Source organism: Fontibacillus panacisegetis, assembly GCF_900102215.1.
GTDB lineage: Bacteria > Bacillota > Bacilli > Paenibacillales > Paenibacillaceae > Fontibacillus > Fontibacillus panacisegetis.
The window spans coordinates 40,276-61,455 of record NZ_FNBG01000014.1; the positions used below are offsets into that span (position 1 = coordinate 40,276).

The window sequence follows — 21,180 nt, forward strand, 5'->3', positions numbered from 1 at the left end:
ATTATCGCAACCTTTTTGAAAGAGGAAGAGGAGATCAGGATTAATTATGAATGTGTTGGAATGGATTGAAGCGATGTTTGAGCACTATGGATATTTGGTGCTATTGCTTGGACTTCCTGTCGATTTTATCGCGTTGCCGCTGCCCCCGGGTCAAACTACGTTAACTTTTACCGGATTTTTGGCCTTTAAAGGCTCTTTGAATCTTGTCTCTGCTCTGCTTGCAGCATATTTTGGAACTGTGCTCGGTATCACGATAACATATACCATCGGATACAAATTAGGATCACCATTAATCCATCGATACGGGAAGTGGTTCTTTTTGAAACCGTCCCATTTGGAGAAAACGAGACAGCAATATCAAAAATATGGTAACAAACTGCTGTTAGTAAGTTATTTCGTGCCTGGAGTCAGGCAATTTTTTGGTTATTTTGTAGGTATTATTCGTATTCCTTACCGGACATTTGCTCTGTATGCATACCCTGGAGCAGCGATATGGGTATTTGCCTTTGTCGGCATCGGATATGTGTTTGGTGAGCAGTGGCAGCAAGTGATTGTATGGGTTGAGAAATACTTATCGTATTTCTTCAGCGGTCTGGGCACTGTTCTCCTGTTGTTCCTGTATTTTAAATGGAGAAAGTGGCGAATGAAAGGGCCAGTGACTAAAAAAGAATTAAGCTAATCATTGCAGCTAATTATTCTTTTGATGATTTTCCTTCCTCAGTCGCCGCTTCGATCTCCTCTTCTCTAACTTTTACTAGTGATAAAAAAGCAAATAGGTCGCCTAGAACTGTAAGTCCTGCTCCGATAATAGCTAAATCGTCAGAAGTGACCTCAGCTCCGATAAGGCTGTTATTGTTGTTATTACTTTTAGTTTGACCCTTTTTTTTCTTGCGCAAATCCACCACCTGCTTTAAGTCAACTTTATTTATCATATGCAGTTGCACCTTAGCTTGAATAGGCGAATGAACAGATGATGATAGATGTGAATGAACAGAACGAGTTAAACAATATTAAGGCTCTTGCCGTGTCAGTATGAGATTAATTCCAATATGATGTCTTATACTGAAAAGGGAGGGAAAACAATGTCTGAATGTGGAAACGTAGGTCCTGGTGTAGGCGGAATTTTTACTTCTACTGGCGTTATTCTCGTATTGTTCATTCTTTTGGTTATTGTATCTAGAACTTTCATCTAATTTAGTTCACGCCTCTTAGAATAATCTCCACTTGCAGTAAGCATCTCCTTTATTAATAGTATAAAGAGACCCGCCTGAGCATATGCTCGGGCGGGTCTCTTTGCTATTATTTATATTTCATATTCCTGAATCTTGTGGGTTTGAACTATACAATATCCTTGGTTTCAATGTTTCGAATAGATATGAAGCCAATCAGAACGCCGAGTGCGGATAAAGCAAGTGGAATATAGATAATAGAGCTTAATGTGAACTCTGTTCCAAATTGAGAATTCAGAATACTTGAGATGATGATAGCCGACACAATGGTAGCAGGAGTTGAATATTTCCTCATTCCGAAATAGAGAGGAATGAGACTTATGCAGCCGGCAGTTAACGAGTTGACTATTCCAATGAAAAACTGGTTGCGAATCATTTCAAACGTAAGTTCCTCCTGAATAAAATGCGTGTATTGATTGATGAAGCTGAATCCAGAGATGATAATGATTTTAGCTAGGAGGCTGAATATAAATGTAAAAGCAACAACGATGATCAGTTTTGCGATTAACACCTTTTTTCGATTAACGGGATACATGAACAGGACGGTAATTGTTTTGCTCTTGAATTCATCGATGATCAGCTTGGACAAGAGTACGGAAGCGAAAATAATAAATGTGACCGTGGTAATGACATTCGTAAGACTGAAGATGTCTTTATAACTGAGGAGAGGCTCCTCGAAATTTACGACCGTTAAGAGTGTAAGAATAATGAAAATTGCGATGAAGGCTCCTCCAATGTTGCCGCCAATTCCATTCTTTTTTAATTCAAGCCGGGTTAATTTAAGCACTTATATCCCCTCCATGAAGTAAGGATAAGAAGTAATCTTCAAGTGAACTGCTTTTCTTGTGCAAGGACTCAATGGTTACATCGTTTATGACTAATGCTTTTGTTAGATCATTTTGGGAGATAGCGTCATAAATACGAATATTGTGGTTATCCAGAACCCGTATATTGTTTACGTTCAGTTTGTTGGACAGGATAAAGGCCGCTTTTTTGGTATCGTTCACAACGAGCTCAATGTAAGCTGTATTGTTTTCTCGAATCTCATCCATGCTGACCTCCTTGATCAGCTTTCCTTGATTAATTACACCAATTGTATCTGCGATTTGTTCAATCTCGGCCAGAATATGACTCGAAATGAGAATCGTAATGCCATATTCTTTGCTCAGCATGTTGAACAGGTCACGGATCTCCTTAATCCCGACAGGGTCCAGTCCATTGATCGGTTCGTCTAAAATAAGCAGTTCAGGTTTAGTGATAATAGCTCTGGCGATACCTAATCTTTGCTTCATTCCGAGTGAGAAGTCCTTCACCTTGGTCTGATTAATCTGTCTCAAATTAACTAGCTCCAGTGCTTCATCAATGGATTTGTTATTGTAATATCCCATATACTCGCAATGCAGCTCAAGATTTCCTCTTGCTGAGAGCTTGTCATAAAATACTGGATATTCGATAATGCTGCCTATTCTGCCAAGCTGGTCATAAGAAGATGGTGTTAATTTTTGTCCGAAAATTTCAATGTCTCCGTAAGTAGGCTTGATGAGATTGGTGATTAATCGCATAATTGTAGTTTTTCCCGCACCGTTAGGTCCCAGAAATCCGTAGATTTCACCTTTTTTAATACTCATATTTACGTTGGATACGACTTCAAGACCCTTATAGGACTTGGTCAATTGAGTCGTTTTTAAAATGTAGCTCATATGGTCCTCCTTCAACAACGTTTAGTAAATTTGTTTTCTAAATGTATTGTATAAAGTGAATTATTCTTTTTTCTTAATCAAATCTTAAGTGATTCTTAAGTTCAAAAAAGCTTATAGCTTGGGATTGGCAATCCCGCCAGGCTATAAGCTAATAGACCATCTCTCTTAACCGTACAGTGAATACAGTTCTAACGAACGGAGTACTTATTAATGTAACTTCTCCGCCCATGCTCTGGATCAATCTCTTCGTAATAGTTAGCCCCAGCCCGCTTCCTTGAAAGGATTTATTTCGTGAGTCCTCCAAGGTATACAAGCGTTCAAAAACCTGATCCTGATAGACCTCGGGAATTCCTTGCCCCTTGTCCCATACATCAATATATAAAAACTGTTCATCCTTCCGAAGGGTTATTCCAAGAAATTGGCCTTCAGCTCCATAACGAATGGCATTGGAAATAAGATTGTGAAGGATTCGATCCAGTGCCCCTTCGTTAGCATGTGCATAAATCGGTTCTTCGGGAATTTGAATGTCTACCTCAAAACCTTTATTTTGTAGAATGTCATAGAAGGTCAGTATATTTTTGCGGCACACTTCATTTATACAAACCCGTGTAAGAGAGAGATTTTGATCTCCGGATTCAAGTTTAGCCAAGTCAAAAAAATGCTGTATTAGTCCGGACACCTCGTTTGCCTTCGCCTGCACCTTGCTCAAAAGTACAGTTCTATCCTCATCGGGCATTTTGGGATCAAGCAGCATCGTCTCAATATACCCGAGCACGACAGTCAGTGGCGTCTTTAAATCATGTGAAATGTTCGAGAGCATTCTTCGAATCGAAAATTCTGTTTTGATCCCCTTGGCGGCATCTTTTTGACGAGTTTCCAGCACTTCATTAATATCGCTAAGCAGAAGCTTGAGTTCAGCGTCCTCTGTGAACAAAAGGAGCTTTTCGCTTGATTGCTCAGACAGAATATTTGTCAGCTTGTCATGTATGTGATTTAATTGCCGACTTCTGGTACGGATTTTACGGTACTGCCAAAAGATCACGAACAATAATAGGATCATGCAGCAAATGAGTGCCGTAATCATGGTGTGTGACCTTCCCATTTGTAGCCAATTCCCCATAAGGTCTTTATGTATTTAGGTTCTGAAGGGTTATCTTCTAACTTCTCCCTCAATCTTCGGATATGAACATTAATGACGTTCTCATCACCATAATATTCCTCATTCCAAACAAATCCATAAATTTGCGCCTTAGTGAACACTCGATTGGGGTTGTTAAGAAACAGCTTGAGAATCTCGGATTCCTTGGCTGTCAGCTTGAGTTCTTCACCCTGTTTAGTGACAGAGTAGTTGTTTAAATCAATGGTAAGGTGATCCAGGTTAATTAATTGTGGTGATGATGACTCAGATCCTGAATCTGATGATGAATTGTTTGATAGCGCAGCATATTGTGTAGTTCTTCTGATACTGGCCTTGATTCGCGCCGTAATTTCTATCATGGAAAATGGTTTGGCTATGTAATCATCGGCTCCAAAACCGAGACCGATGGCCTTGTCGATGTCGTTATCTTTGGCAGACATGATCAGTATTGGGATTAAACTGCTTTCACGTATGATTTTGATGACTTCAATCCCATCGAGTTTGGGCATCATTATGTCCACAACGATGAGGTCATAATGATCTTGTCTGAATTTAGTGATGCCATCTTCTCCATCTAATGCAGAAGTAACATGAAAGCCTTCTTTTGTTAAATAATTGGATAACATTTCAATGATCGAAATGTCATCTTCAATGATTAATATTGTATGAGCCATGCGTCAGATCTCCTTACTTCTAATGATCCAGTGAATTGACTGTATTTATATAGCCTACTGGAGATTTACCGACAATTGCTTTGAAGTCTTTGATGAAGTGGGCTTGGTCAAAATACCCAAGATTCTGAGCTAAATTTGCCCAATCCAGCAATTCACCCTGGTCCATTTGCTCCGCGGCTTCATGCAGCCGGTAGCGTTGTATGACCCATTTGGGCCCTATTCCAATATATCGATGGAACAGTCGCTGCAGGGTACGCGGATTGGTTGCAATTTCATTTGCGAGTCGATTGACTCTGGTGATATGAGGGTTATTTTTGATCCTATCTACGATAGCGTTGACTTTTTCTCCGGAGGCATCGCGCTTAGGAAGCCTGCGCTTGATTAAATTCTCAAGCTGAATAACCCATCGTATATTCTCTGTCTCCGTATTTTTTGAGTATACTTGATTCGCTTGCTGGATAGAGGCAGCCAGAGCTAAAATTTCCTCACCAAATAACTTGTCAGCTGCTATGGAAATGTTGATGAGTTGATCCAGAGACTGATTCCAAAACGGATAGAAGCCACCAGACGTAAATTTTACACCAAGTACTGCGCCTTTATTTTTAAGCAAATGAGTAGAGGTTATTCTGGAGATGCCAAAAATTCTCGCTTGCCCGTCCTCTAATACCATATTGACATTTGGATGGGAGAGAATGGTTTGCTGGTAAGGCTCTTGGTCACGCAGATCCCATCTGACGATCCAATAATGTTTGATGAAAGGAGCTAGTTCGATGGATGGCTGATATCTTGTAAGCTCGAACTTTTGATGGTTTACATCATATTGTAAAATTCCTTTGCCTGCCCAGCTTAATTCTGATGAACGCTCCAAATCATCGCCTCCTGAGGTGATGTCGCATTTTTACAATACCTGATATTCCCTACGTTTTATAGTAAATGGAGACAAGTAACATAGCAACAAATACTTGAGAAACGATAAGAACATGACATAACAAATTGGGGGAAACGATGATGGAATCTAAAGAACTGAAATATGATTTGTACATTGGAGCAGCGCCGGAAAAAGTATGGGATTTATTGGTGTCTCCCGAAGGCTGTAGACAGCTCTTTTTCGGCTGCGAGCTTAAATCTTCTTTTGAGGTTGGGGCGCCATATGCTTATGTTGGACCTGGCGCGGATGGTGATGCAACAATACATGTATACGGGAAAATTTTGACCTTTGAACCACATCAAAGTATGAGCTATACCGAGCATCCTGGCCCTTCGTATTATGAGAACCATGAGGAACTGGAGACAAGAGTTTCTTTATATCTTGAGCTTGTTGGGAACAGCACCAAGGTGACGCTAGTCAATGACAACTGGCCCGACAACCATCCCGGATACAGCAAGGCTGCCGATTCATGGGTTTATATTTTAAGTAATTTAAAGACGTTGGCTGAGACGGGGAAGACGCTTGATTTAGGATGGTAGGGGAACAAGGGGAATAAATAGAGCCTTATTCTTGGACATAACACAGTTCGAGAATAAGGCTCTTATTTAAGATGCAAAATAAAAAAACGGCATCTCTGCCGTTTAGTAGGTTATATAGATGGATCGTCAGGGGCTCGAACCCTGGACCACATGATTAAGAGTCACGTGCTCTACCAACTGAGCTAACGATCCATGATGTAAAGTGGAGCAATCTCTGGTGGAGCCTAGGGGGATCGAACCCCTGACCTCATCGCTGCCAGCGATGCGCTCTCCCAGCTGAGCTAAGGCCCCAAGTGCGGTGCGTAAATGATCACGATAACCAGTACGTCGTTTTGTTCCGCTCAAATAATATAACATATATTCGCTGGTGAATGCAAGTCCTAATTTGTTGTGTACGTCAACCTTTTCCATAGTTATCCGTTATGGTATATTTTTTATGAATAGTGGTTTAATAAAGAGTAAGCACCATGATTCTGATAGATGAAGGAGAGATGATGCAATGATCAAGCATATCGTTCTATTCAAGCTTAAAGACTCTTCTCCAGAGAGCGTTCAGCTTACAACAGACGTTCTGCGTGGACTGAAGGGAAAGGTGGAGCAGCTTAGAGAGCTGGAGGTTGGTATTGATGTTGTCAAATCGCCACGTTCTTATGACATCGCCCTAGTAGCTACATTCGATTCCCTGGAAGATTTGGAAGGCTATCAAGTGCATCCGGAGCATAAAAAGGTTATCGAGCATATGAGCCAGGTTCGTGAGAGTCAGGTTGCTGTTGATTTCGAATTTTAATAGAAGGGCCTGTTTCTAGTGGATGATTTGAAGGACGTAATGTTTTCTATATTTATTTTATGTCTTGTCGTTGCGGCATTTGCAATCATGGTATTTTTGTTAAAAAGAAAAGGCCGCAACAAAGGTCACTAATATGATACCCGCTAATTGACTAGGAGGAGAGCCATGTACTATGTAAACCGGGAACAAATTGAGCACAGATTACATGTCATTCCGGAGCTGGTGCAGGTTCTTGAATCGACGACTGCACTTCAGGACAAGACGCTTATAGAACGTTACGCCGAGGAAAGATCGCTTCATTTGGCCATTGAAATTGTGACGGATGTCGGTAGTTATTTGATTGACGGGTTTATCATGCGTGATGCTAGCAGCTATGAGGATATAGTCGATATTATGTATGACGAGAAAGTGATCGATGAAAATCTGCATAAAATATTTACAGAGTTAGTAAGAATGCGCAGGCCGTTAGTGCAGGAATATTTCGATGACTGTCGAAAAGGATATCATGAGCTGACGGTACAAATCAGTGCTTCATTGGAGCGCTTTTCTCACAAAGTTCTAGAATATTTGGACAAGGAAGGGATACCTACCTGACCCAATTCTCCAAAAATTAGAATTGAGAAGTGTGACGGGACAAGTATCATCTGCTTATAATAAACTAACTATATAGGCATTCGCCCTAGAATTCGGGAGCCGAATAAGGATATTGTATTACGAATGATTTCGATCCCCGGAATATAATTGTGGCGGTTGATGCCGAACAAGGAGAGATGAGACATGAGTAATGAAAACAAAGGCAAGGATAGCAAAGGTTGGTTGTGGGGTGCTGTAATTGGTACTGTTGTAGGTTCTGTTACGGCTTTGTTATTTGCACCAAAGGCTGGTCGTGAACTCCGTAAGGATATTGCCGATGGCGCACGTCAGGTTGGTGATAAGACGCAGGAAGTAGCGAGTAAAGTTAGCGAAAAGACACAAGAGGTTGCCGGCAAAGTAAGTGAACAAAGTGTTCAATTGGCTGGCAAGGTTAAGGACTCAGCTGGTGAATTGGTGAATGATATCAAAAACTGGCGTGCGTCTAAGCAAGCCGACGAAGAAACATTGCAAATTTCATCTGTTGAGGATGTAAATGATGCTGATGCTTCCGCTGATGAAGAGACTGCAGTCATTGGAGTAGCCGATGAGACGGTTGAAGGTGACGCTGAAAGTGAAGCTGCTGCAGGGGAAGAAGCCAGCTTGACTGAGGAAGAAGATACAAAGAAAGCCTAATTATACTTAACGGACAACTAACTATAAATAAAAGGACGGGGCAGGGCATTGTGCCCTGTCCTTTTGTTTTAATGATTAAGGTTCTTTCTTGTACCGATACATAAATTGAGTTACTATTTAGGTACGCTTTATGGCAGCTCTTCATAAAGTATTGGAGAATGAACTTAATAATACAGACAAAGGAAGCGGTATTTTCGTGCAGCAGCAAGCAATAGCAATACTAGACTCAGGCGTAGGTGGGCTCACCGTCGCCAAGGAAGTCATGAGACAGCTTCCAAGAGAAAAAATCATTTATTTCGGAGATACTGCTCGTAGCCCTTATGGTCCCAGATCTCCACAGGAGGTTCGTCTTTTTACTGAACAAATTGTAGATTATTTGATTCAATATGATCCTAAAATGATTGTTATAGCCTGTAATACCGCGACAGCCGCCGCATTGGAATATATTAAGTCAAAGGTAAACATTCCTGTAATAGGAGTTATTCATCCCGGAGCACGTGCGGCAATTAGTGCAACGAAGACGAATAAGGTTGGCGTTATCGGAACGATTGGCACTATCAATAGTGAGGCTTATACGTCGGCTCTAAAGGAGCTGAATCCAGCGATTGAGATTTTTAGTGAAGCGTGTCCAACACTTGCGCCGTTAGTAGAGCAAGGTAAATATGAGACGGAAGAGGCGTTGGAGGTCGTCCAGGAATCGCTCATGAATATTAAGCATTGTCCGATAGATTGCCTGATTCTCGGCTGTACTCATTATCCGTTTCTTAGAGATCAAATCAAACAGGTCATGGGGAAAACAGTAAAACTGATCAGTTCTGCGGATGAGACGGCAAGAGAGATTAGTACCGTGCTTCATCAGAAGGGTCGTCTTGCGAGAGGGAATGAGATTCCTGTTCATCAGTTTTTTTGCAGCGGAGACCCTAGCATGTTTAAGAAAATTGCTCTTCAATGGTTAGGAGAGCAGATTGAATTAACCCCTATTGTATGGCAAGTTTCCAATCCTATTTAATACAAGCAGAAAAAAACCTTTGGAGCTTTCTTGGCCAAAGGTTTTTTCACCCTATGTCTAGATGGAATGAGATGTCATTACTGTCATTGCTCCAGGGTCTGCCGATGCTGTTAGTGGTGTAGACGTAATGTGTTCACCATCGCCAAGCGCTAATCGTGGCAGACTGCTTTGGATGGAAACGAGACGCCCTCTGAGCATTTTTACAAAGGGGAGTCTGGTATGTTTACCGTAAAGCAGTGTTGGAAAGAGCATCATTAACTGAAGGCGGGAACAGTCATGCACGACGCAAATATCAAGGACTCCGTCATCGGGTAATGCATCAGGACAGATCGTAAGTCCGCCGCCGTAACTAGTCACATTATTCACTGCTGCCATCCAAGCAGAGGAGAAGTGGTGTGTCTCACCGTCACATTCAATAGTCAGAGGGGCAGGACGAAAGGTAAGCAAAGTATGGAACACACCGATTACGTAAGCTACTCTGCCGAGCCCGAACTTGTTACATATTTTTTTATAACGGCTGTTGTTGACATTCTGAGCTACCTGGGCATCAAAGCCGACTGCAAGAGCAGTGAGGGTGCTTTTGCCTGAAATGGAGATCAGGTCTGCGACTTTGGGCAACCCTTCGAGCATAATATCTAATGCAGCAGTTGTTTTCATCGGAATACGGAAACCACGGGCAGTGTCATTACCCGAGCCTGCCGGGAACACAGCAAGTGGAATTCCTGTATCTCGAAGTGCCGGAAGCAGACTGTGTATCGTTCCATCTCCACCAACGACGCCTACAGCGTTCCAGCTTATTGATGTTGACAGCTTCTCCTGCAGAAATGTATGCGCTTGCTCAGCACTATCTGTAAAGGTATATTCATAGGATATATTCCGATTTCGGAGGGTTTCCTGTATTTTTTTCCATACTCGAAAGCCGCCTCCGTTTCCAGAATTTTTGTTCACGATAAACAAATACATAACCATTCCTCCATCAACATTGCAAGCGTAATCTGATAGTGTTAGTGTAAGCAAAATTGGTTCAAAAGGAAATCATTAAATTTTTAGGGGGTAGGCACATATGCAATTTATTGCCATGCTGACAATGCTAATGGATCATATTGGATTAATCTTTTTTCCTGGCGACATGCTGTGGAGAATCGTGGGCCGGATCGCATTCCCTATTTATGCATATGCGCTTGTTCAGGGACACACCTATACATCGAATTATGGAAAATATGTGATACGTCTCTTTTTGATTGCTGTTGTCTCGCAAGTACCTTATCAAATGGCTTTTAATACAAACGCATTGAATGTAGTTGCCACTTTATTTATGGCGTCCCTTGTATTACGGGTGCTTGACGGAGTTAAACCTGGAATCTGGTCGGCTCTGTTTATTTGTGGAATGTGTGTTTTTCTAGAGGTGCTGCCGTTTGATTATGGTGCATATGGACTGTTTCTCGTGCTTATATTCAAATATGGAAAGTCGACAGAAATGGTGATCATGCATTTGCTGCTTAACTTGATTTATTTGTTATCTTACGGATGGCTTATTCAAATGATTAGCATTGTACCAACCCTGATAATTGTGTATGGTCCGAGATTATGGCAAAGGCTGGAGTCATGGAAATTGCCAGGATGGGTGTGGAGAAGCTTCTATCCTGCACATTTGGCAATGCTTGCGGCATTTGTATATTGGATGAAGGTTTGAAGCAGGATGCTGAAGTAATAGGAGGGTACGAATGGAAAAGAAGCAGAATGATGTGTGTCGGATTATTCATTTGGTTGATGGAGGTTATCGGTATAGTGACTACATGGTGCAAAGTGAAGGACTGCTTAGAACCTATGCTTGCTTAAACCAAATACAAATTGGAGAGAGTGTTCTTGGAAAGCCCATTCATGCATGGGTTATTGGAAATGGAAAAGAGCTCTTGCATATTAATGCCGCGGTGCATGCCAATGAATGGATTACGGCTCCATTATTACTGCGTTTTATTGAAGATTTAGCTACTGAGTATGGGTTGATACAAAAAATTGAAGATAAAATTGCTCTCTGGGTAGTCCCCATGGTGAATCCCGACGGGATAGATTTGGTCCAGAATGGTATTCCTAATGGATGCACTGATCTGGAACGAGAGCAGCTTTTGGCGTGGAATGATGGCAATCCCGATTTTAGCCGCTGGAAAGCTAACATTCGAGGCGTTGATTTGAACGACCAATTTCCGGCTTTTTGGGAAGAAGAACGGGGCAGACGCGGGCGAAAAGGTCCGGCCTGGCAGGATTACAGCGGACCTCATCCGCTCAGTGAGCCAGAGGCAATCGCATTGGCGGATTTAACGAGAAAATGCAATTTTAGTCGTGTTATGTCGCTTCATACTCAAGGGCGGGAAATTTATTGGAATTATCGTGATATGGAACCTCAGCAAGCGGAAGAAATAGCAAATCAGCTTGCAAATACTGGCGGATATCGAGCAGTCAGGCTAAGTGGAAGTGATGCTGGTTATAAAGACTGGTTTATTCAGGAGTTTCGACGTCCCGGTTTTACTGTTGAAGCAGGGGAAGGGATTAATCCGCTGCCTGCTGAGCAGTTTGATAAGATTTATGATGAGTTGGCTCTAATTATGGATAAATTTGTGCGGGGCAACTGACGTTGGTTAGCTAACTTGAGATTCATGATCCTATGTTAGATAATGGAGGAAGATGAGGGTATTCTAAAGATAAAAGGGAGGCAAACAATATGAAATGGTCCAAACTGTGGTCGTTTCGCCATTGGGGCAGTATTTTTCGCAGAGTTCCGCGGTTGCTTACGTCCCCGCGAATCCCTCTGCTGGACAAGCTGCTGCTTGTAGTACCTGCCCTTGTATATTGGGTCATTCCTGATGTGCTTCCTTTTATTCCGATCGATGATATAGCAGTAACGATGCTGTTAATGAACTGGTTCGTTAGCCGGGCTGAACGTAAGGATGACATTATGAAACAGTGAAAATATTTGGGATAAATACTTGTTAAATTCAAATCAATACTTCTTTCCCCGGTTTGTTCTATTGTTTTTATTGAAACAAAATCATTATTTAATGCGTCTGATTGGTTGGAGGTGTTTTTATGAAGAATATACTTATTTTATTATTGATAACTATATTTGGAATCCAATTTTCAGAATCAGAGCAAACAGCACTTGTAAAAACGAACGCGTTACCACTTGCTACATCTGAAAATGAACTTTTTTCCGTTAATATTGTAGTTCCAGAAGCAGTTGAAGCGAATGAATCTTTTACAATTAATGTCGAATTAAATAATCTAACTGAAAGAGCAATCGAAATAACGACTGGTGATCCGGTATTTTATTATCTGGTACGTGATAGCAGTGGTAAAACGATGAACACGATTACAAGAAAGGATGTAGGAATTGTGCAACTGCTGGAGAAAAAAGATGCTCTTACAGAAAAATATCCGTATAGGTTAAAAAAACCAGGGGTATATGAAATCTCAGCAGTCGCAGAATTTTCTCTACATGTTGGTGATGGCAAAAGTAGAGCTTACAAGATGGAGACAGATTGGAAAAAGATAAAAGTGATTGAATAATTATAGCCCAGTTTGCCACTTGGACGTATCATCCAAGAATGGGTAGATATTAGGCTGATTATGATGAATAGGCATGATTTATTTGCTTTTGCGGCCTTGCATGATAGTGCTTGTTTCTTTACAATAGGAATGTTAAGAATATAAAATCAAAAGTCATATTGGAATAGGAGAGATTGTATGAGCGTCAAAATTACCCGCAATGCGGCCAAAGTGATAAAGAAAGAACTCGATAAGGAAGAAAATAAGGGTCTTGTACTGAAAGTATTCATTACTCATGCTCATGGAGATCACGCTCATTATGGTCTTGATTTGGTGAAGCCAAGCGACAACGATAACATTGTATCAACTGATAAAGAAATCGACGTTATCGTTGATCCGAATGAAAGTCTCCTTGAGGGCGTGAAGATTGATTATTTGTATCTCCCGGAAGAAGGGTTCATCATTACGAATCCATCCAAAGGCAATCACGGGGACCACTAGGAAAAAGAAGGTATTGACATGGCTAACGATATTCGCATTTGCGACAAATGTAATCATATCCGTATGAAGACATTTATACCCAAGCTCCAAAAGCTCGCACCGGATGCCGAGATCAAAGTCGGCTGCAAATCCTATTGCGGACCTTGTGGCAAAAGGGCTTTCGTATATATTAACGGTCGATACGTCAGCGGACCGACTGAGGACGAAGTGCTGGCGAAGGCCGCTCCTTTCGTCAAGAAGCCTAAGGCAGAGTAACAGGATCAATCAGATAGTTAGACAAAAAAACACCTTTAAGTTGAAAGCAAGTGTTGAACATGCTTGCCTAGCTTAAAGGTGTTTTATTTATTTGGTTATTCTCGCAATTTTGGAATCAGATTTGAAGTGATGATGGACTCTGAAATATGAAGCCTCTTTTTAGCTTCATCATAAGGGATGCGGCATTCCTCAATATTCGTCAATTGGCGGTTACTAAGATTGTAGCAGGACCCGTTCTCAAATCTGTTATCAGATGAAGGGATATAATATAAATGTTCGGTGCTGAAAGCCCCTGATCGCTGTACAACAAGATACTGCAAGCTTGAAGCTACGTTATCATCATTGTTTTTGTTCGAAAACATATTATTCCCCATCATAAAACTCTGCTCGGTAGATATTCCTAACAAATGAAGAAGCGATGGTGTCATATCAAGTTGACCTGCAGGCTCTTGACGTATTCCAGTTAATTGCCCATCCGGTAAATGGACGAGAAGAGGAACCTGGTTCATGATCTGATGCAAGTCGAGATCACTTAACGATTTTCCTAGAAATTTCTCATAGTCTGCCTTGCCAGTAATCGAATTATCATGATCACCGTAGAAATATAGAATCGTATTGTCCCAAAGCCCGGCCTCTTTCATCTCTGCTACCAACTGACCGAGAGCATCGTCAACATAATGAACCGATTGTAAATAATCACCGAACATCGTACCTTTAAATTTACCTGTATCAAGCGTTTGTAATTCTTCCGGCAAAGTATACGGGTGATGACTGGACAACGTAATTAAGAAGGAATAGAATGGTTCTTTATTTTTTGACATAAGCTGAAGAGACTGACGGAAAAATGATTGATCGCCAAGTGACCAGCCAAGCGGTTCATCTATGATGTAGTCTTTTTTGGAATAAAATTGATCGTACCCCAGCTCCCGATACATATTGGTTCGGTTCCAAAAGCTGCCTTCATAAGCGTGAAATGCTGACGTTGAATACCCGTTTTCTTTCAGGATAAGGGGTAATGCATCATAAGTGTGATCTGGATAACGAACAAATACAGACCCGGTTGGCAGCGGATGAAGCGATGTTTGTGAAGAAAAGTCTGCATCAGAGGTTCTGCCTTGACCAGTCTGATGATAGAAATTTGAGAAATACAGGCTCTCTTTCATCAGCTTATTGAAGTTAGGTGTAATCTCCTGACCATGGATACTTTGACCAATCATAAAGTTCATAAATGCTTCAGCCTGAATTACAACGACATTACTGCCTTTATAAGCGCCAAATGTATCGTTAGGGTCGTAACGATTTTGTTTTGTTGTACTAAACCAATTCTCAATGTCATTCATTTCTTCCGTAGAAAGCTCCGGCTTACCGAGCAGATGCTCTTTAGTGTAGCGGTAAGTATCGAAATAATGGAAGCCTAATAGTCCAGTAACATTATACAAAGACATATTCCACCAATTTCCCTTGAACAATTCTCCTGCCCAAGAGTCGGTATAATGCTTGATTGGACCCATTGTCATGACAAAACCGAGTATAAAGGTTACGATTCCAGTGATGAGACGTTTAAAAAACGATCTCGATCTTGAGGTATTGTTTTGAGACAGGAACGATAACTGGGAATGAGTCCGGTAATTATATTGGTGTCCGAAGTATTGGTTACGACGTTTACGACGGAAGGTGATTGTTATGATCACCAGAGCCCACAGGAACCAATCCGCTATAAACCACAGATCTGACCAATAAATTAGCGATAAAATGCTGTCCCCAAGCTCTCCGACTTGCCCTGCTTGCATAAGAACTGGAATCGTGATGAAATCCCCGAAATATCGGTAATAAACCATGTCTGAAAATATCAATGCAGTAAGCAAAACATTTAACACAGCGAGTGATATGGTTCTTGCCCGTTTCGGCAGCCACAAGGTCCAGAACGAAATCATGATGACTGAACCGATGGCAATGAGGTCGTCGAGCCGATTCATATCGATGTATCTCGCATGAAGATGAGAGTGGAGTATTCTAAGCTTCATATAAATAAATGCGATGAATGCTAGATACTCCAGCAGCCCTTGTATGGAAGATTTGTTTTGTTTAATTAAAGCTTTCACAACGTTTATTGCTCCTTTACTAAATGGCAGATTGTTAAGGGGAGGTAAAATTATATGATTATCATACCACTTAAGACACGCGTGTGCTTTGATTGGAAGGTGGAACAGATGTTTTTTGTCTTTTCAAAATTAGCTCAGCCACTATCAAATTAGGTACCCAGCAGAGCCAGGCGATCACTCGGTAATATTCATTAAAATGTTCTATTCCGAAAATGAGCATGGAAACAGGCAAATAGATTCTAAGAGTTACAGCTGCAAAAGTAAGAGCATAGTTTCGGGTCATCCATTTTTGATGTGCGATGCGATCTTTATTGACTGCAATGGCTCGAATACCTTGAAGCAAGGTATATAGCCAAGACATGGATAACAGAAAAAAGCCGATGCTTGAAATGAGGCCACCTGTGGCATAGAATGACAAATAAATCCCTGATAGTCCTGAAAGCACAATACTGCCGCTATATATTTTACCTATTATTTTGTGAATCTGACTAGATTTAGCTCTAAGCTTGCTAATGAACTGCAACCAGCCAATGGAGATCGCTACAATTGCAGTTATGATGTGAATGTAGAGCATAACGTACCAAAGATCAAGAAGCTGCATTTCATTCCATTTGTTCAGAACAAACTCAGCTTTATCAGCTCCGAACCAAAAATACTGTATCGCAAAATACAGACTTACTCCAATCGCCAGAAACGCAACAACACCTAACCTTGTATTAATCTTGATCATTCTTTTCAAGTATGCTCCCCCCTATTATTGAAAACTATCTTCATGCATGTATTGATCTTACAAAAATATCCATGCATAATAATCCGTCTCCAGAAGGATTCTGCATGGAACCAAGGTCGGGTCTGTTGGTGTGTTGAATATTTTTATTGATGAAAATCACTTACAGCATTTACACTACGCATTAGAGTATATTTAATGTAAACGCTTACTATAGAAGGGAGTTAGGCAATGAAAATATTTTGGAGAAAGGGATTACGAATATTTCTTTTGAATATGCTGCTAATCGCAACATTTCTGCTGTCCGCATGCCAAAACAACAGTATTCAGAAAGAAGAAGGCAAATCAGCTGAGGCTCAGCCTGCCGTAGTTGAGGGTGAAGATGCTAAGAGGGACGTAGTTCAGACGCTCGCTTCTAAAGGCACTGTCCAATTGGATGAGTTTGAAGGACGTACCATCTACATTTACCTGCCTGCAAACTATCAAAATTCTGACAAGCGGTATCCTGTGGTTTATATGCATGACGGGCAAAATGTATTTGATGCAAGCACAAGCGGATACGGCAAGGAATGGCAAGTAGATGAGGTTCTGGATAAGCTTGGGCTGGAGCATACAATGAAAGAGGTCATTGTTGCTGCGGTAGCTCACGGAGAGGCTGACCGGGCACTTGAGTATGTACCTTTTACAGATCCGATGATTCCTTCTGATGGATTGATTGCTGAAGAGTTTACTAAATATTTCATTGATCAGATTATTCCTTATGTGGATAGTAAATATCGAACGATTCCGGATCGGGACAACCGAATGATTATGGGTTCTTCCTTTGGTGGAATACAGGCCTTTTGGATGGGGTATCAACATCCGGAAATTTTTTCGGCAATAGGTGCGGTTTCTCCTTCTACTTGGGTCGATAATCACAGGATATTCCGGGAAATGGAGAAAACGACAACAGAACATCCTGATGTTCGGATTTGGCTGGATATGGGCGGCACTGAGGGAATGAAGATTGATCCTTTGGTAGATGCTTTGATAGCACAGGGATTCAAATATGGAGAGGACCTCTTTTATCTAATGGATAAAGAAGGTGAACATGATGAGTTGTCTTGGTCAAAACGTGTGCATAATCCGCTCCTCATGTTTGGTGGAGATGACCCAAAACAAGCCGTAAGTTTGGAAGTTAATGATTACATGACGTCCTCGCTAGTGGGCGATGGTCTAACCAAGATTAATCCTGTAGTGACTATGGATAATGGTATGTCCTATACCGTGTCCCAGTTAGCGACCTATAAGGTGCTGAATCCAGAGAACGGGCAAGTTGACAGCAAAGGCAATGTTACATTTCTTAAAACGGAACGCATCGATGTAGAAGTAAGTTATATGGGAATTACTAAACTTCACACCATTGAATACGGCGGATATTGAAAAACCCTCCTTGCGGCAATTAATGCCGCGGCGGGAGGGGTCCAAGATACTGCAAATATTGGCATTCGATACGACCGTTAAACAGCTTGCGGCGTTTATCTGCTTTTCGGCCAAAGTCATGCTCAAATTGCTTTGTAGGAGTAATGGCGAAAAACGACCAGGTTGGAAGCTCTGCCGTTACTCGTCCTAATTGAGATATGAGTCTGCGAATTTCCTTCTCTTCGCCTATCCGTTCACCATAAGGTGGATTGGTGATCATACAGCCATAATCTCCTTCAGGACGAATTCTGGCGGCAGGCATGACCTCAAATTTGATCTCTTTAGCCAGTCCTGCGCTTTTAGCGGAGGCATTGGCAATTTCGATCGCAACTGGATCAATATCGCTGCCGGTAATGTTCAGCTCGATGTCATCTCTTGAAGCATCGATCGCTTCCTCACGTGCTTGCTGCCACAGTCTCTCTGGAATTTCAGGCCAGGATTCGGCATTAAAGGAACGACGAAGTCCAGGAGCGATGTTCCAGGCGATTAATGCAGCTTCGATCGGCAAGGTTCCTGATCCACAGCACGGATCGTAGAACGGACGTGAAGGATTCTGATTCCAGCGGCTAAGCAAAATAAGCGCAGCAGCCATCGTTTCTTTTAACGGAGCTTCTGTTGCTACCTTGCGGTATCCCCGTTTATGAAGTGCTGGACCTGTCGTATCGAGAGTAAGCAGTGCCATGTCATTAAGCAAAATAATCTCAATCACATAACGTGGACCATTTTCCTGAAACCATTCTGTATGGTAGGACTCTTTCAGCTTCTCAACAATCGCCTTTTTCACAATTCCCTGACAGGCAGGTACGCTGCTCAGCTGGGATTTGTGAGATCTTCCTTCAACAGGGAATTCACCGTGGGAAGGAATCCAATCCTGCCAAGGCAGTGCTTTTGTCCCTTCGAACAATTCATCGAAAGTAACAGCCTTGAATTCGCCCATCTTGATCAGGATACGATCGGAAGTTCGCAGCCATAAATTACATCTGCAAATGTCGATCAGGTCACCTTTAAAGTTAACTCTTCCATTTTCAACCACTGTCTCGGTGTAGCCTAAATCTTTAAGCTCACGCGCAACTACAGCTTCAAGACCCATAGGCGCGGTAGCGATTAAATCCAATTTACCTGACATTACATTGATCAACTCCATACACTTACTTGTAGGAAATGCTGAAAAACCATACAATTCAGTATAGGACAATGTGATGTAAATTGCGAGAGGGAAGAAAGGAACGATGTTGTATTATGCTTACGCCTGAACAATATAGCGATGATTTATATGAAAAAGACGAGGTTCTGGAGGCAGTGACTCGCTCCATTCAGGATCATGGCATAAATGATGTTTCGATCGCTCCGGGGTATGGGAGACTGCTGACTTTGCTGGTTAGATCATCAGGTGCTCATTCGGTGCTGGAAATTGGTGCGCTTGGTGGATATAGCGGGGTATGCCTGGCTAAAGGATTGAAGGATGACGGTAAAATTGTATCGTTGGAAATAAGTGAAGATAACGCGAAATTAGCAAAAAGCAACATGGAGAATGCCGGCTATGGGGGGATGGTGCAATATATGATTGGACCCGCGCTGGACAGTCTCGAAGTGCTGAAAAGCGAGGGTGCTGTTTTCGATTTCTTTTTTATCGATGCTGACAAGGAGAACTATCCGCACTATTTGGAATATGCGATCTCATTGGCGGCTCCTGGAGCGCTTATCGCAGGGGACAATTTCTTATTGCGCGGACGTACACTGAATACAGATAAGAACGGACCATCGGTACAGGCTATCCGTAAATTTAATGAAATGATCGCTAGAGATGAACGCTTGATCAGTACGATGCTTCCAGCCTATGATGGGCTGGCTTTGGCAATGGTAAAGTAATATAGGATTTGGAGCAAGGGAGAAGATCCCCTTACCGCTTGAGCTATCTATGTAGAGGCACAATTATAGATTATTGGTTCTACTCACTAATATACTCCGAATGCCCTTCCAAGGCATTGAATTGCTGCGAATGTGCAGGATTTCACTAAGGACTCTTTTCAAAAAGCATCGTGGCTACATTTGGCGTTTTCAGCCTACCTTAGCACTTCGGTAGCAATAAAGGAAAAAAGTTCCCCTATTCCACCAGGATTCGCTCAAGATTATAAAATAAAGGAACTTAATTCCTCTATTTTGGTGCTAAATGCTAATTTTTCGCATTTTAGGGCAATTTCAGTAAAGATAGGAGAAAATACTTCCTCTATTTTCTTTAAAATCATCCCATTTTCGAAAATAAAGGAGATTTTTTCCTCTACTGTGTTCTATCTGCAATCCTCTGACTTCTCACGAATAAGCTAGCTGTACTATTTCGCTAAAGCGCAATTTGGAAATTTGGAGTATCTTATTTTCATTTTAGGTGGTGACGCCTGGGCGTCTTAGTTGTTTTTGCATTTTTGTCTGATATCGTGCCTGTTCACTGCTAATGATAGGAGCTTCTATATTCCCACTCTATTAAGAAGGGGCATCTCTCAAAGTTATCCTGGATGATTTTTGGGGATGCCTCTTTATGAATATATCCGTTCGCATTAAAAAGTGTAGGATTCTCCATCATCTGGGACTAGAACAGTGGAGGAGATTTCTTTTTCATGAATAAAGCTTTTTAAATCTTCTCTTGACAGTGTCCAATGATTCACAGCCTCCATATGGCTAACAACAATTTTTGCGTTAGGGGCAGCCTGATACACTTCATAAATATCGCCTTTGCCCATGATTAAGGAACCGCCCTCGAAGAATTGATTATCTCCACCATTTACAACAATGATTTGTGGTTGATGTGTTTCGATTACTTCTTGCACTGCTGTATACCACACCGTATCTCCAGCTACATATAAAGTTTGCTCATTTGGGTGTTTAAAGACAATGCCACATACTAGGCCAACAATTTTAAGTATTTCTCCTCTTCCGTGCTCGCCTTTCGTTTTAATTAATTTGATACCCTCAAAAACTGTATCTTCTTGTAGAACTTCTACATTTAGAAAACCAGCGTCATGAACGACAATAGCATCTTCTTCATTTTGTACAAACAATTTAATGCCCTTCGGCAATACATCTTTCGCAACATGATCCCAATGATCCAAATGCAGGTGAGTGACAATTACTGCATCGACATTGATTAATTCATCGATTGATTTAGGTAAGCTAACTAACGGGTTGTTATGGTCTTGTCGCAATGAATTAGGAAAAGGCGGATAAGTACCTTTTTCTGCTAACATGGGATCGATTAAAAATTTTTTCCCTGCATATTGGACAACTAATGTGGCGTTTCTAATCTGTTCTATATTCATATTTTTATCT

The 21,180-nt window shown here is 41.4% G+C and carries 26 protein-coding genes and 2 tRNA genes; 15 read left to right on the forward strand and 13 right to left on the reverse strand.

Annotated features, from left to right (window positions below):
• Positions 1-46 precede the first annotated feature (46 nt).
• On the forward strand, positions 47-679 hold the full coding sequence (locus BLS49_RS12945; protein ID WP_091230889.1) for a DedA family protein: 633 nt from the start codon (positions 47-49) through the stop codon (positions 677-679).
• Between the two features lie 13 nt (positions 680-692).
• Here the strand turns inward: BLS49_RS12945 and BLS49_RS12950 are convergent, their stop codons facing one another.
• Positions 693-932 carry a hypothetical protein gene (locus BLS49_RS12950; protein ID WP_091230893.1) on the reverse strand — a complete coding sequence of 80 codons (240 nt, stop codon included), beginning with the start codon at positions 930-932 and terminating at the stop codon, positions 693-695.
• Between the two features lie 150 nt (positions 933-1,082).
• Between BLS49_RS12950 and BLS49_RS12955 the strand changes: the two genes are divergently transcribed.
• Positions 1,083-1,193 carry a sporulation protein YjcZ gene (locus BLS49_RS12955; RefSeq protein ID WP_091230895.1) on the forward strand — a complete coding sequence of 37 codons (111 nt, stop codon included), beginning with the start codon at positions 1,083-1,085 and terminating at the stop codon, positions 1,191-1,193.
• A gap of 145 nt (positions 1,194-1,338) precedes the next feature.
• Here the strand turns inward: BLS49_RS12955 and BLS49_RS12960 are convergent, their stop codons facing one another.
• The 5 genes from BLS49_RS12960 to BLS49_RS12980 all read right to left on the reverse strand — a co-directional run bounded on the left by BLS49_RS12960 (position 1,339) and on the right by BLS49_RS12980 (position 5,609).
• Positions 1,339-2,016 (reverse strand): ABC transporter permease, encoded by a 678-nt coding sequence (locus BLS49_RS12960; protein WP_091230897.1) that lies wholly within the window; start codon positions 2,014-2,016, stop codon positions 1,339-1,341.
• Complete coding sequence (locus BLS49_RS12965; protein WP_091230900.1) at positions 2,009-2,929, reverse strand: ABC transporter ATP-binding protein; 921 nt, start codon at positions 2,927-2,929, stop codon at positions 2,009-2,011. Before BLS49_RS12965 ends, BLS49_RS12960 begins: the two co-directional genes overlap by 8 nt.
• Positions 2,930-3,077: 148 nt before the next feature.
• Positions 3,078-4,013: a sensor histidine kinase gene (locus BLS49_RS12970; RefSeq protein WP_091230903.1), complete on the reverse strand. Its 936-nt coding sequence runs from the start codon at positions 4,011-4,013 to the stop codon at positions 3,078-3,080.
• Positions 4,010-4,741: a response regulator transcription factor gene (locus BLS49_RS12975; RefSeq protein WP_091230906.1), complete on the reverse strand. Its 732-nt coding sequence runs from the start codon at positions 4,739-4,741 to the stop codon at positions 4,010-4,012. Before BLS49_RS12975 ends, BLS49_RS12970 begins: the two co-directional genes overlap by 4 nt.
• Positions 4,742-4,760: 19 nt before the next feature.
• Entirely contained in the window at positions 4,761-5,609 is an 849-nt protein-coding gene (locus BLS49_RS12980) for a helix-turn-helix domain-containing protein (protein ID WP_091230909.1), read from the reverse strand.
• A 140-nt stretch (positions 5,610-5,749) separates the two neighbouring features.
• Between BLS49_RS12980 and BLS49_RS12985 the strand changes: the two genes are divergently transcribed.
• Complete coding sequence (locus BLS49_RS12985) at positions 5,750-6,208, forward strand: SRPBCC domain-containing protein (protein WP_091230912.1); 459 nt, start codon at positions 5,750-5,752, stop codon at positions 6,206-6,208.
• A 119-nt stretch (positions 6,209-6,327) separates the two neighbouring features.
• Here BLS49_RS12985 and BLS49_RS12990 read toward each other — a convergent pair.
• A tRNA-Lys gene (locus tag BLS49_RS12990) sits at positions 6,328-6,400 on the reverse strand.
• A 23-nt stretch (positions 6,401-6,423) separates the two neighbouring features.
• Positions 6,424-6,499 (reverse strand) — tRNA-Ala (locus BLS49_RS12995).
• A 208-nt stretch (positions 6,500-6,707) separates the two neighbouring features.
• On the opposite strand from BLS49_RS12995, the gene BLS49_RS13000 reads away from it, so the two are divergent.
• From BLS49_RS13000 to racE, 4 genes are all read left to right on the forward strand, one after another.
• Positions 6,708-6,995 carry a Dabb family protein gene (locus BLS49_RS13000; RefSeq protein WP_091230916.1) on the forward strand — a complete coding sequence of 96 codons (288 nt, stop codon included), beginning with the start codon at positions 6,708-6,710 and terminating at the stop codon, positions 6,993-6,995.
• 165 nt (positions 6,996-7,160) lie between these two features.
• On the forward strand, positions 7,161-7,589 hold the full coding sequence (locus tag BLS49_RS13005; protein WP_091230918.1) for a DUF86 domain-containing protein: 429 nt from the start codon (positions 7,161-7,163) through the stop codon (positions 7,587-7,589).
• Positions 7,590-7,772: 183 nt separating this feature from the next.
• Entirely contained in the window at positions 7,773-8,261 is a 489-nt protein-coding gene (locus tag BLS49_RS13010; RefSeq protein WP_091230921.1) for a YtxH domain-containing protein, read from the forward strand.
• Positions 8,262-8,391: 130 nt separating this feature from the next.
• Positions 8,392-9,270 (forward strand): glutamate racemase, encoded by an 879-nt coding sequence (racE, locus tag BLS49_RS13015; protein WP_091230924.1) that lies wholly within the window; start codon positions 8,392-8,394, stop codon positions 9,268-9,270.
• Between the two features lie 57 nt (positions 9,271-9,327).
• Here racE and BLS49_RS13020 read toward each other — a convergent pair whose 3' ends face one another.
• Positions 9,328-10,233 carry a diacylglycerol/lipid kinase family protein gene (locus BLS49_RS13020; protein WP_091230928.1) on the reverse strand — a complete coding sequence of 302 codons (906 nt, stop codon included), beginning with the start codon at positions 10,231-10,233 and terminating at the stop codon, positions 9,328-9,330.
• A 100-nt stretch (positions 10,234-10,333) separates the two neighbouring features.
• Between BLS49_RS13020 and BLS49_RS13025 the strand changes: the two genes are divergently transcribed.
• The 6 genes from BLS49_RS13025 to BLS49_RS13050 all read left to right on the forward strand — a co-directional run bounded on the left by BLS49_RS13025 (position 10,334) and on the right by BLS49_RS13050 (position 13,569).
• Positions 10,334-10,963: a TraX family protein gene (locus BLS49_RS13025; RefSeq protein ID WP_091230931.1), complete on the forward strand. Its 630-nt coding sequence runs from the start codon at positions 10,334-10,336 to the stop codon at positions 10,961-10,963.
• A 31-nt stretch (positions 10,964-10,994) separates the two neighbouring features.
• Positions 10,995-11,900, forward strand: coding sequence for a M14 family metallopeptidase (locus tag BLS49_RS13030; protein ID WP_175471401.1), 906 nt, complete (start codon positions 10,995-10,997; stop codon positions 11,898-11,900).
• 89 nt (positions 11,901-11,989) lie between these two features.
• Complete coding sequence (locus BLS49_RS13035; protein WP_091230934.1) at positions 11,990-12,235, forward strand: YkvA family protein; 246 nt, start codon at positions 11,990-11,992, stop codon at positions 12,233-12,235.
• Between the two features lie 119 nt (positions 12,236-12,354).
• Positions 12,355-12,834, forward strand: coding sequence for a hypothetical protein (locus BLS49_RS13040; RefSeq protein WP_091230937.1), 480 nt, complete (start codon positions 12,355-12,357; stop codon positions 12,832-12,834).
• Positions 12,835-13,011: 177 nt separating this feature from the next.
• Entirely contained in the window at positions 13,012-13,314 is a 303-nt protein-coding gene (locus tag BLS49_RS13045; RefSeq protein ID WP_091230939.1) for a HesB/IscA family protein, read from the forward strand.
• A gap of 18 nt (positions 13,315-13,332) precedes the next feature.
• A complete protein-coding gene (locus BLS49_RS13050; RefSeq protein WP_091230942.1) occupies positions 13,333-13,569 on the forward strand; it encodes a YuzB family protein in 237 nt (78 codons plus the stop codon).
• 95 nt (positions 13,570-13,664) lie between these two features.
• Here the strand turns inward: BLS49_RS13050 and BLS49_RS13055 are convergent, their stop codons facing one another.
• Positions 13,665-15,671, reverse strand: coding sequence for an LTA synthase family protein (locus tag BLS49_RS13055; protein ID WP_245742373.1), 2,007 nt, complete (start codon positions 15,669-15,671; stop codon positions 13,665-13,667).
• 70 nt (positions 15,672-15,741) lie between these two features.
• A complete protein-coding gene (locus BLS49_RS13060; protein ID WP_091231160.1) occupies positions 15,742-16,401 on the reverse strand; it encodes a DUF2306 domain-containing protein in 660 nt (219 codons plus the stop codon).
• Between the two features lie 228 nt (positions 16,402-16,629).
• Between BLS49_RS13060 and BLS49_RS13065 the strand changes: the two genes are divergently transcribed.
• Complete coding sequence (locus BLS49_RS13065; protein ID WP_091230945.1) at positions 16,630-17,820, forward strand: alpha/beta hydrolase; 1,191 nt, start codon at positions 16,630-16,632, stop codon at positions 17,818-17,820.
• A 19-nt stretch (positions 17,821-17,839) separates the two neighbouring features.
• Here the strand turns inward: BLS49_RS13065 and BLS49_RS13070 are convergent, their stop codons facing one another.
• Entirely contained in the window at positions 17,840-18,985 is a 1,146-nt protein-coding gene (locus tag BLS49_RS13070) for a THUMP domain-containing class I SAM-dependent RNA methyltransferase (protein WP_091230949.1), read from the reverse strand.
• Between the two features lie 113 nt (positions 18,986-19,098).
• Here BLS49_RS13070 and BLS49_RS13075 point away from each other — a divergent pair, with 113 nt between their 5' ends.
• A complete protein-coding gene (locus BLS49_RS13075) occupies positions 19,099-19,728 on the forward strand; it encodes an O-methyltransferase (protein ID WP_175471402.1) in 630 nt (209 codons plus the stop codon).
• Positions 19,729-20,411: 683 nt separating this feature from the next.
• Here BLS49_RS13075 and BLS49_RS13080 read toward each other — a convergent pair.
• Positions 20,412-21,170, reverse strand: coding sequence for an MBL fold metallo-hydrolase (locus tag BLS49_RS13080; RefSeq protein WP_091230952.1), 759 nt, complete (start codon positions 21,168-21,170; stop codon positions 20,412-20,414).
• Between the last annotated feature and the right edge of the window lie 10 nt (positions 21,171-21,180).

Coding starts and splice junctions, on each gene's coding strand:
- BLS49_RS12945 (WP_091230889.1), top strand. CDS start 47: ATGAATGTGTTGGAATGGATTGAAGCGATGTTTGAGCACTATGGATAT.
- BLS49_RS12950 (WP_091230893.1), bottom strand. CDS start 932: ATGATAAATAAAGTTGACTTAAAGCAGGTGGTGGATTTGCGCAAGAAA.
- BLS49_RS12955 (WP_091230895.1), top strand. CDS start 1,083: ATGTCTGAATGTGGAAACGTAGGTCCTGGTGTAGGCGGAATTTTTACT.
- BLS49_RS12965 (WP_091230900.1), bottom strand. CDS start 2,929: ATGAGCTACATTTTAAAAACGACTCAATTGACCAAGTCCTATAAGGGT.
- BLS49_RS12970 (WP_091230903.1), bottom strand. CDS start 4,013: ATGATTACGGCACTCATTTGCTGCATGATCCTATTATTGTTCGTGATC.
- BLS49_RS12975 (WP_091230906.1), bottom strand. CDS start 4,741: ATGGCTCATACAATATTAATCATTGAAGATGACATTTCGATCATTGAA.
- BLS49_RS12985 (WP_091230912.1), top strand. CDS start 5,750: ATGGAATCTAAAGAACTGAAATATGATTTGTACATTGGAGCAGCGCCG.
- BLS49_RS13000 (WP_091230916.1), top strand. CDS start 6,708: ATGATCAAGCATATCGTTCTATTCAAGCTTAAAGACTCTTCTCCAGAG.
- BLS49_RS13005 (WP_091230918.1), top strand. CDS start 7,161: ATGTACTATGTAAACCGGGAACAAATTGAGCACAGATTACATGTCATT.
- BLS49_RS13010 (WP_091230921.1), top strand. CDS start 7,773: ATGAGTAATGAAAACAAAGGCAAGGATAGCAAAGGTTGGTTGTGGGGT.
- racE (WP_091230924.1), top strand. CDS start 8,392: ATGGCAGCTCTTCATAAAGTATTGGAGAATGAACTTAATAATACAGAC.
- BLS49_RS13020 (WP_091230928.1), bottom strand. CDS start 10,233: ATGTATTTGTTTATCGTGAACAAAAATTCTGGAAACGGAGGCGGCTTT.
- BLS49_RS13025 (WP_091230931.1), top strand. CDS start 10,334: ATGCAATTTATTGCCATGCTGACAATGCTAATGGATCATATTGGATTA.
- BLS49_RS13030 (WP_175471401.1), top strand. CDS start 10,995: ATGGAAAAGAAGCAGAATGATGTGTGTCGGATTATTCATTTGGTTGAT.
- BLS49_RS13035 (WP_091230934.1), top strand. CDS start 11,990: ATGAAATGGTCCAAACTGTGGTCGTTTCGCCATTGGGGCAGTATTTTT.
- BLS49_RS13040 (WP_091230937.1), top strand. CDS start 12,355: ATGAAGAATATACTTATTTTATTATTGATAACTATATTTGGAATCCAA.
- BLS49_RS13045 (WP_091230939.1), top strand. CDS start 13,012: ATGAGCGTCAAAATTACCCGCAATGCGGCCAAAGTGATAAAGAAAGAA.
- BLS49_RS13050 (WP_091230942.1), top strand. CDS start 13,333: ATGGCTAACGATATTCGCATTTGCGACAAATGTAATCATATCCGTATG.
- BLS49_RS13060 (WP_091231160.1), bottom strand. CDS start 16,401: ATGATCAAGATTAATACAAGGTTAGGTGTTGTTGCGTTTCTGGCGATT.
- BLS49_RS13065 (WP_091230945.1), top strand. CDS start 16,630: ATGAAAATATTTTGGAGAAAGGGATTACGAATATTTCTTTTGAATATG.
- BLS49_RS13070 (WP_091230949.1), bottom strand. CDS start 18,985: ATGTCAGGTAAATTGGATTTAATCGCTACCGCGCCTATGGGTCTTGAA.
- BLS49_RS13075 (WP_175471402.1), top strand. CDS start 19,099: ATGCTTACGCCTGAACAATATAGCGATGATTTATATGAAAAAGACGAG.
- BLS49_RS13080 (WP_091230952.1), bottom strand. CDS start 21,170: ATGAATATAGAACAGATTAGAAACGCCACATTAGTTGTCCAATATGCA.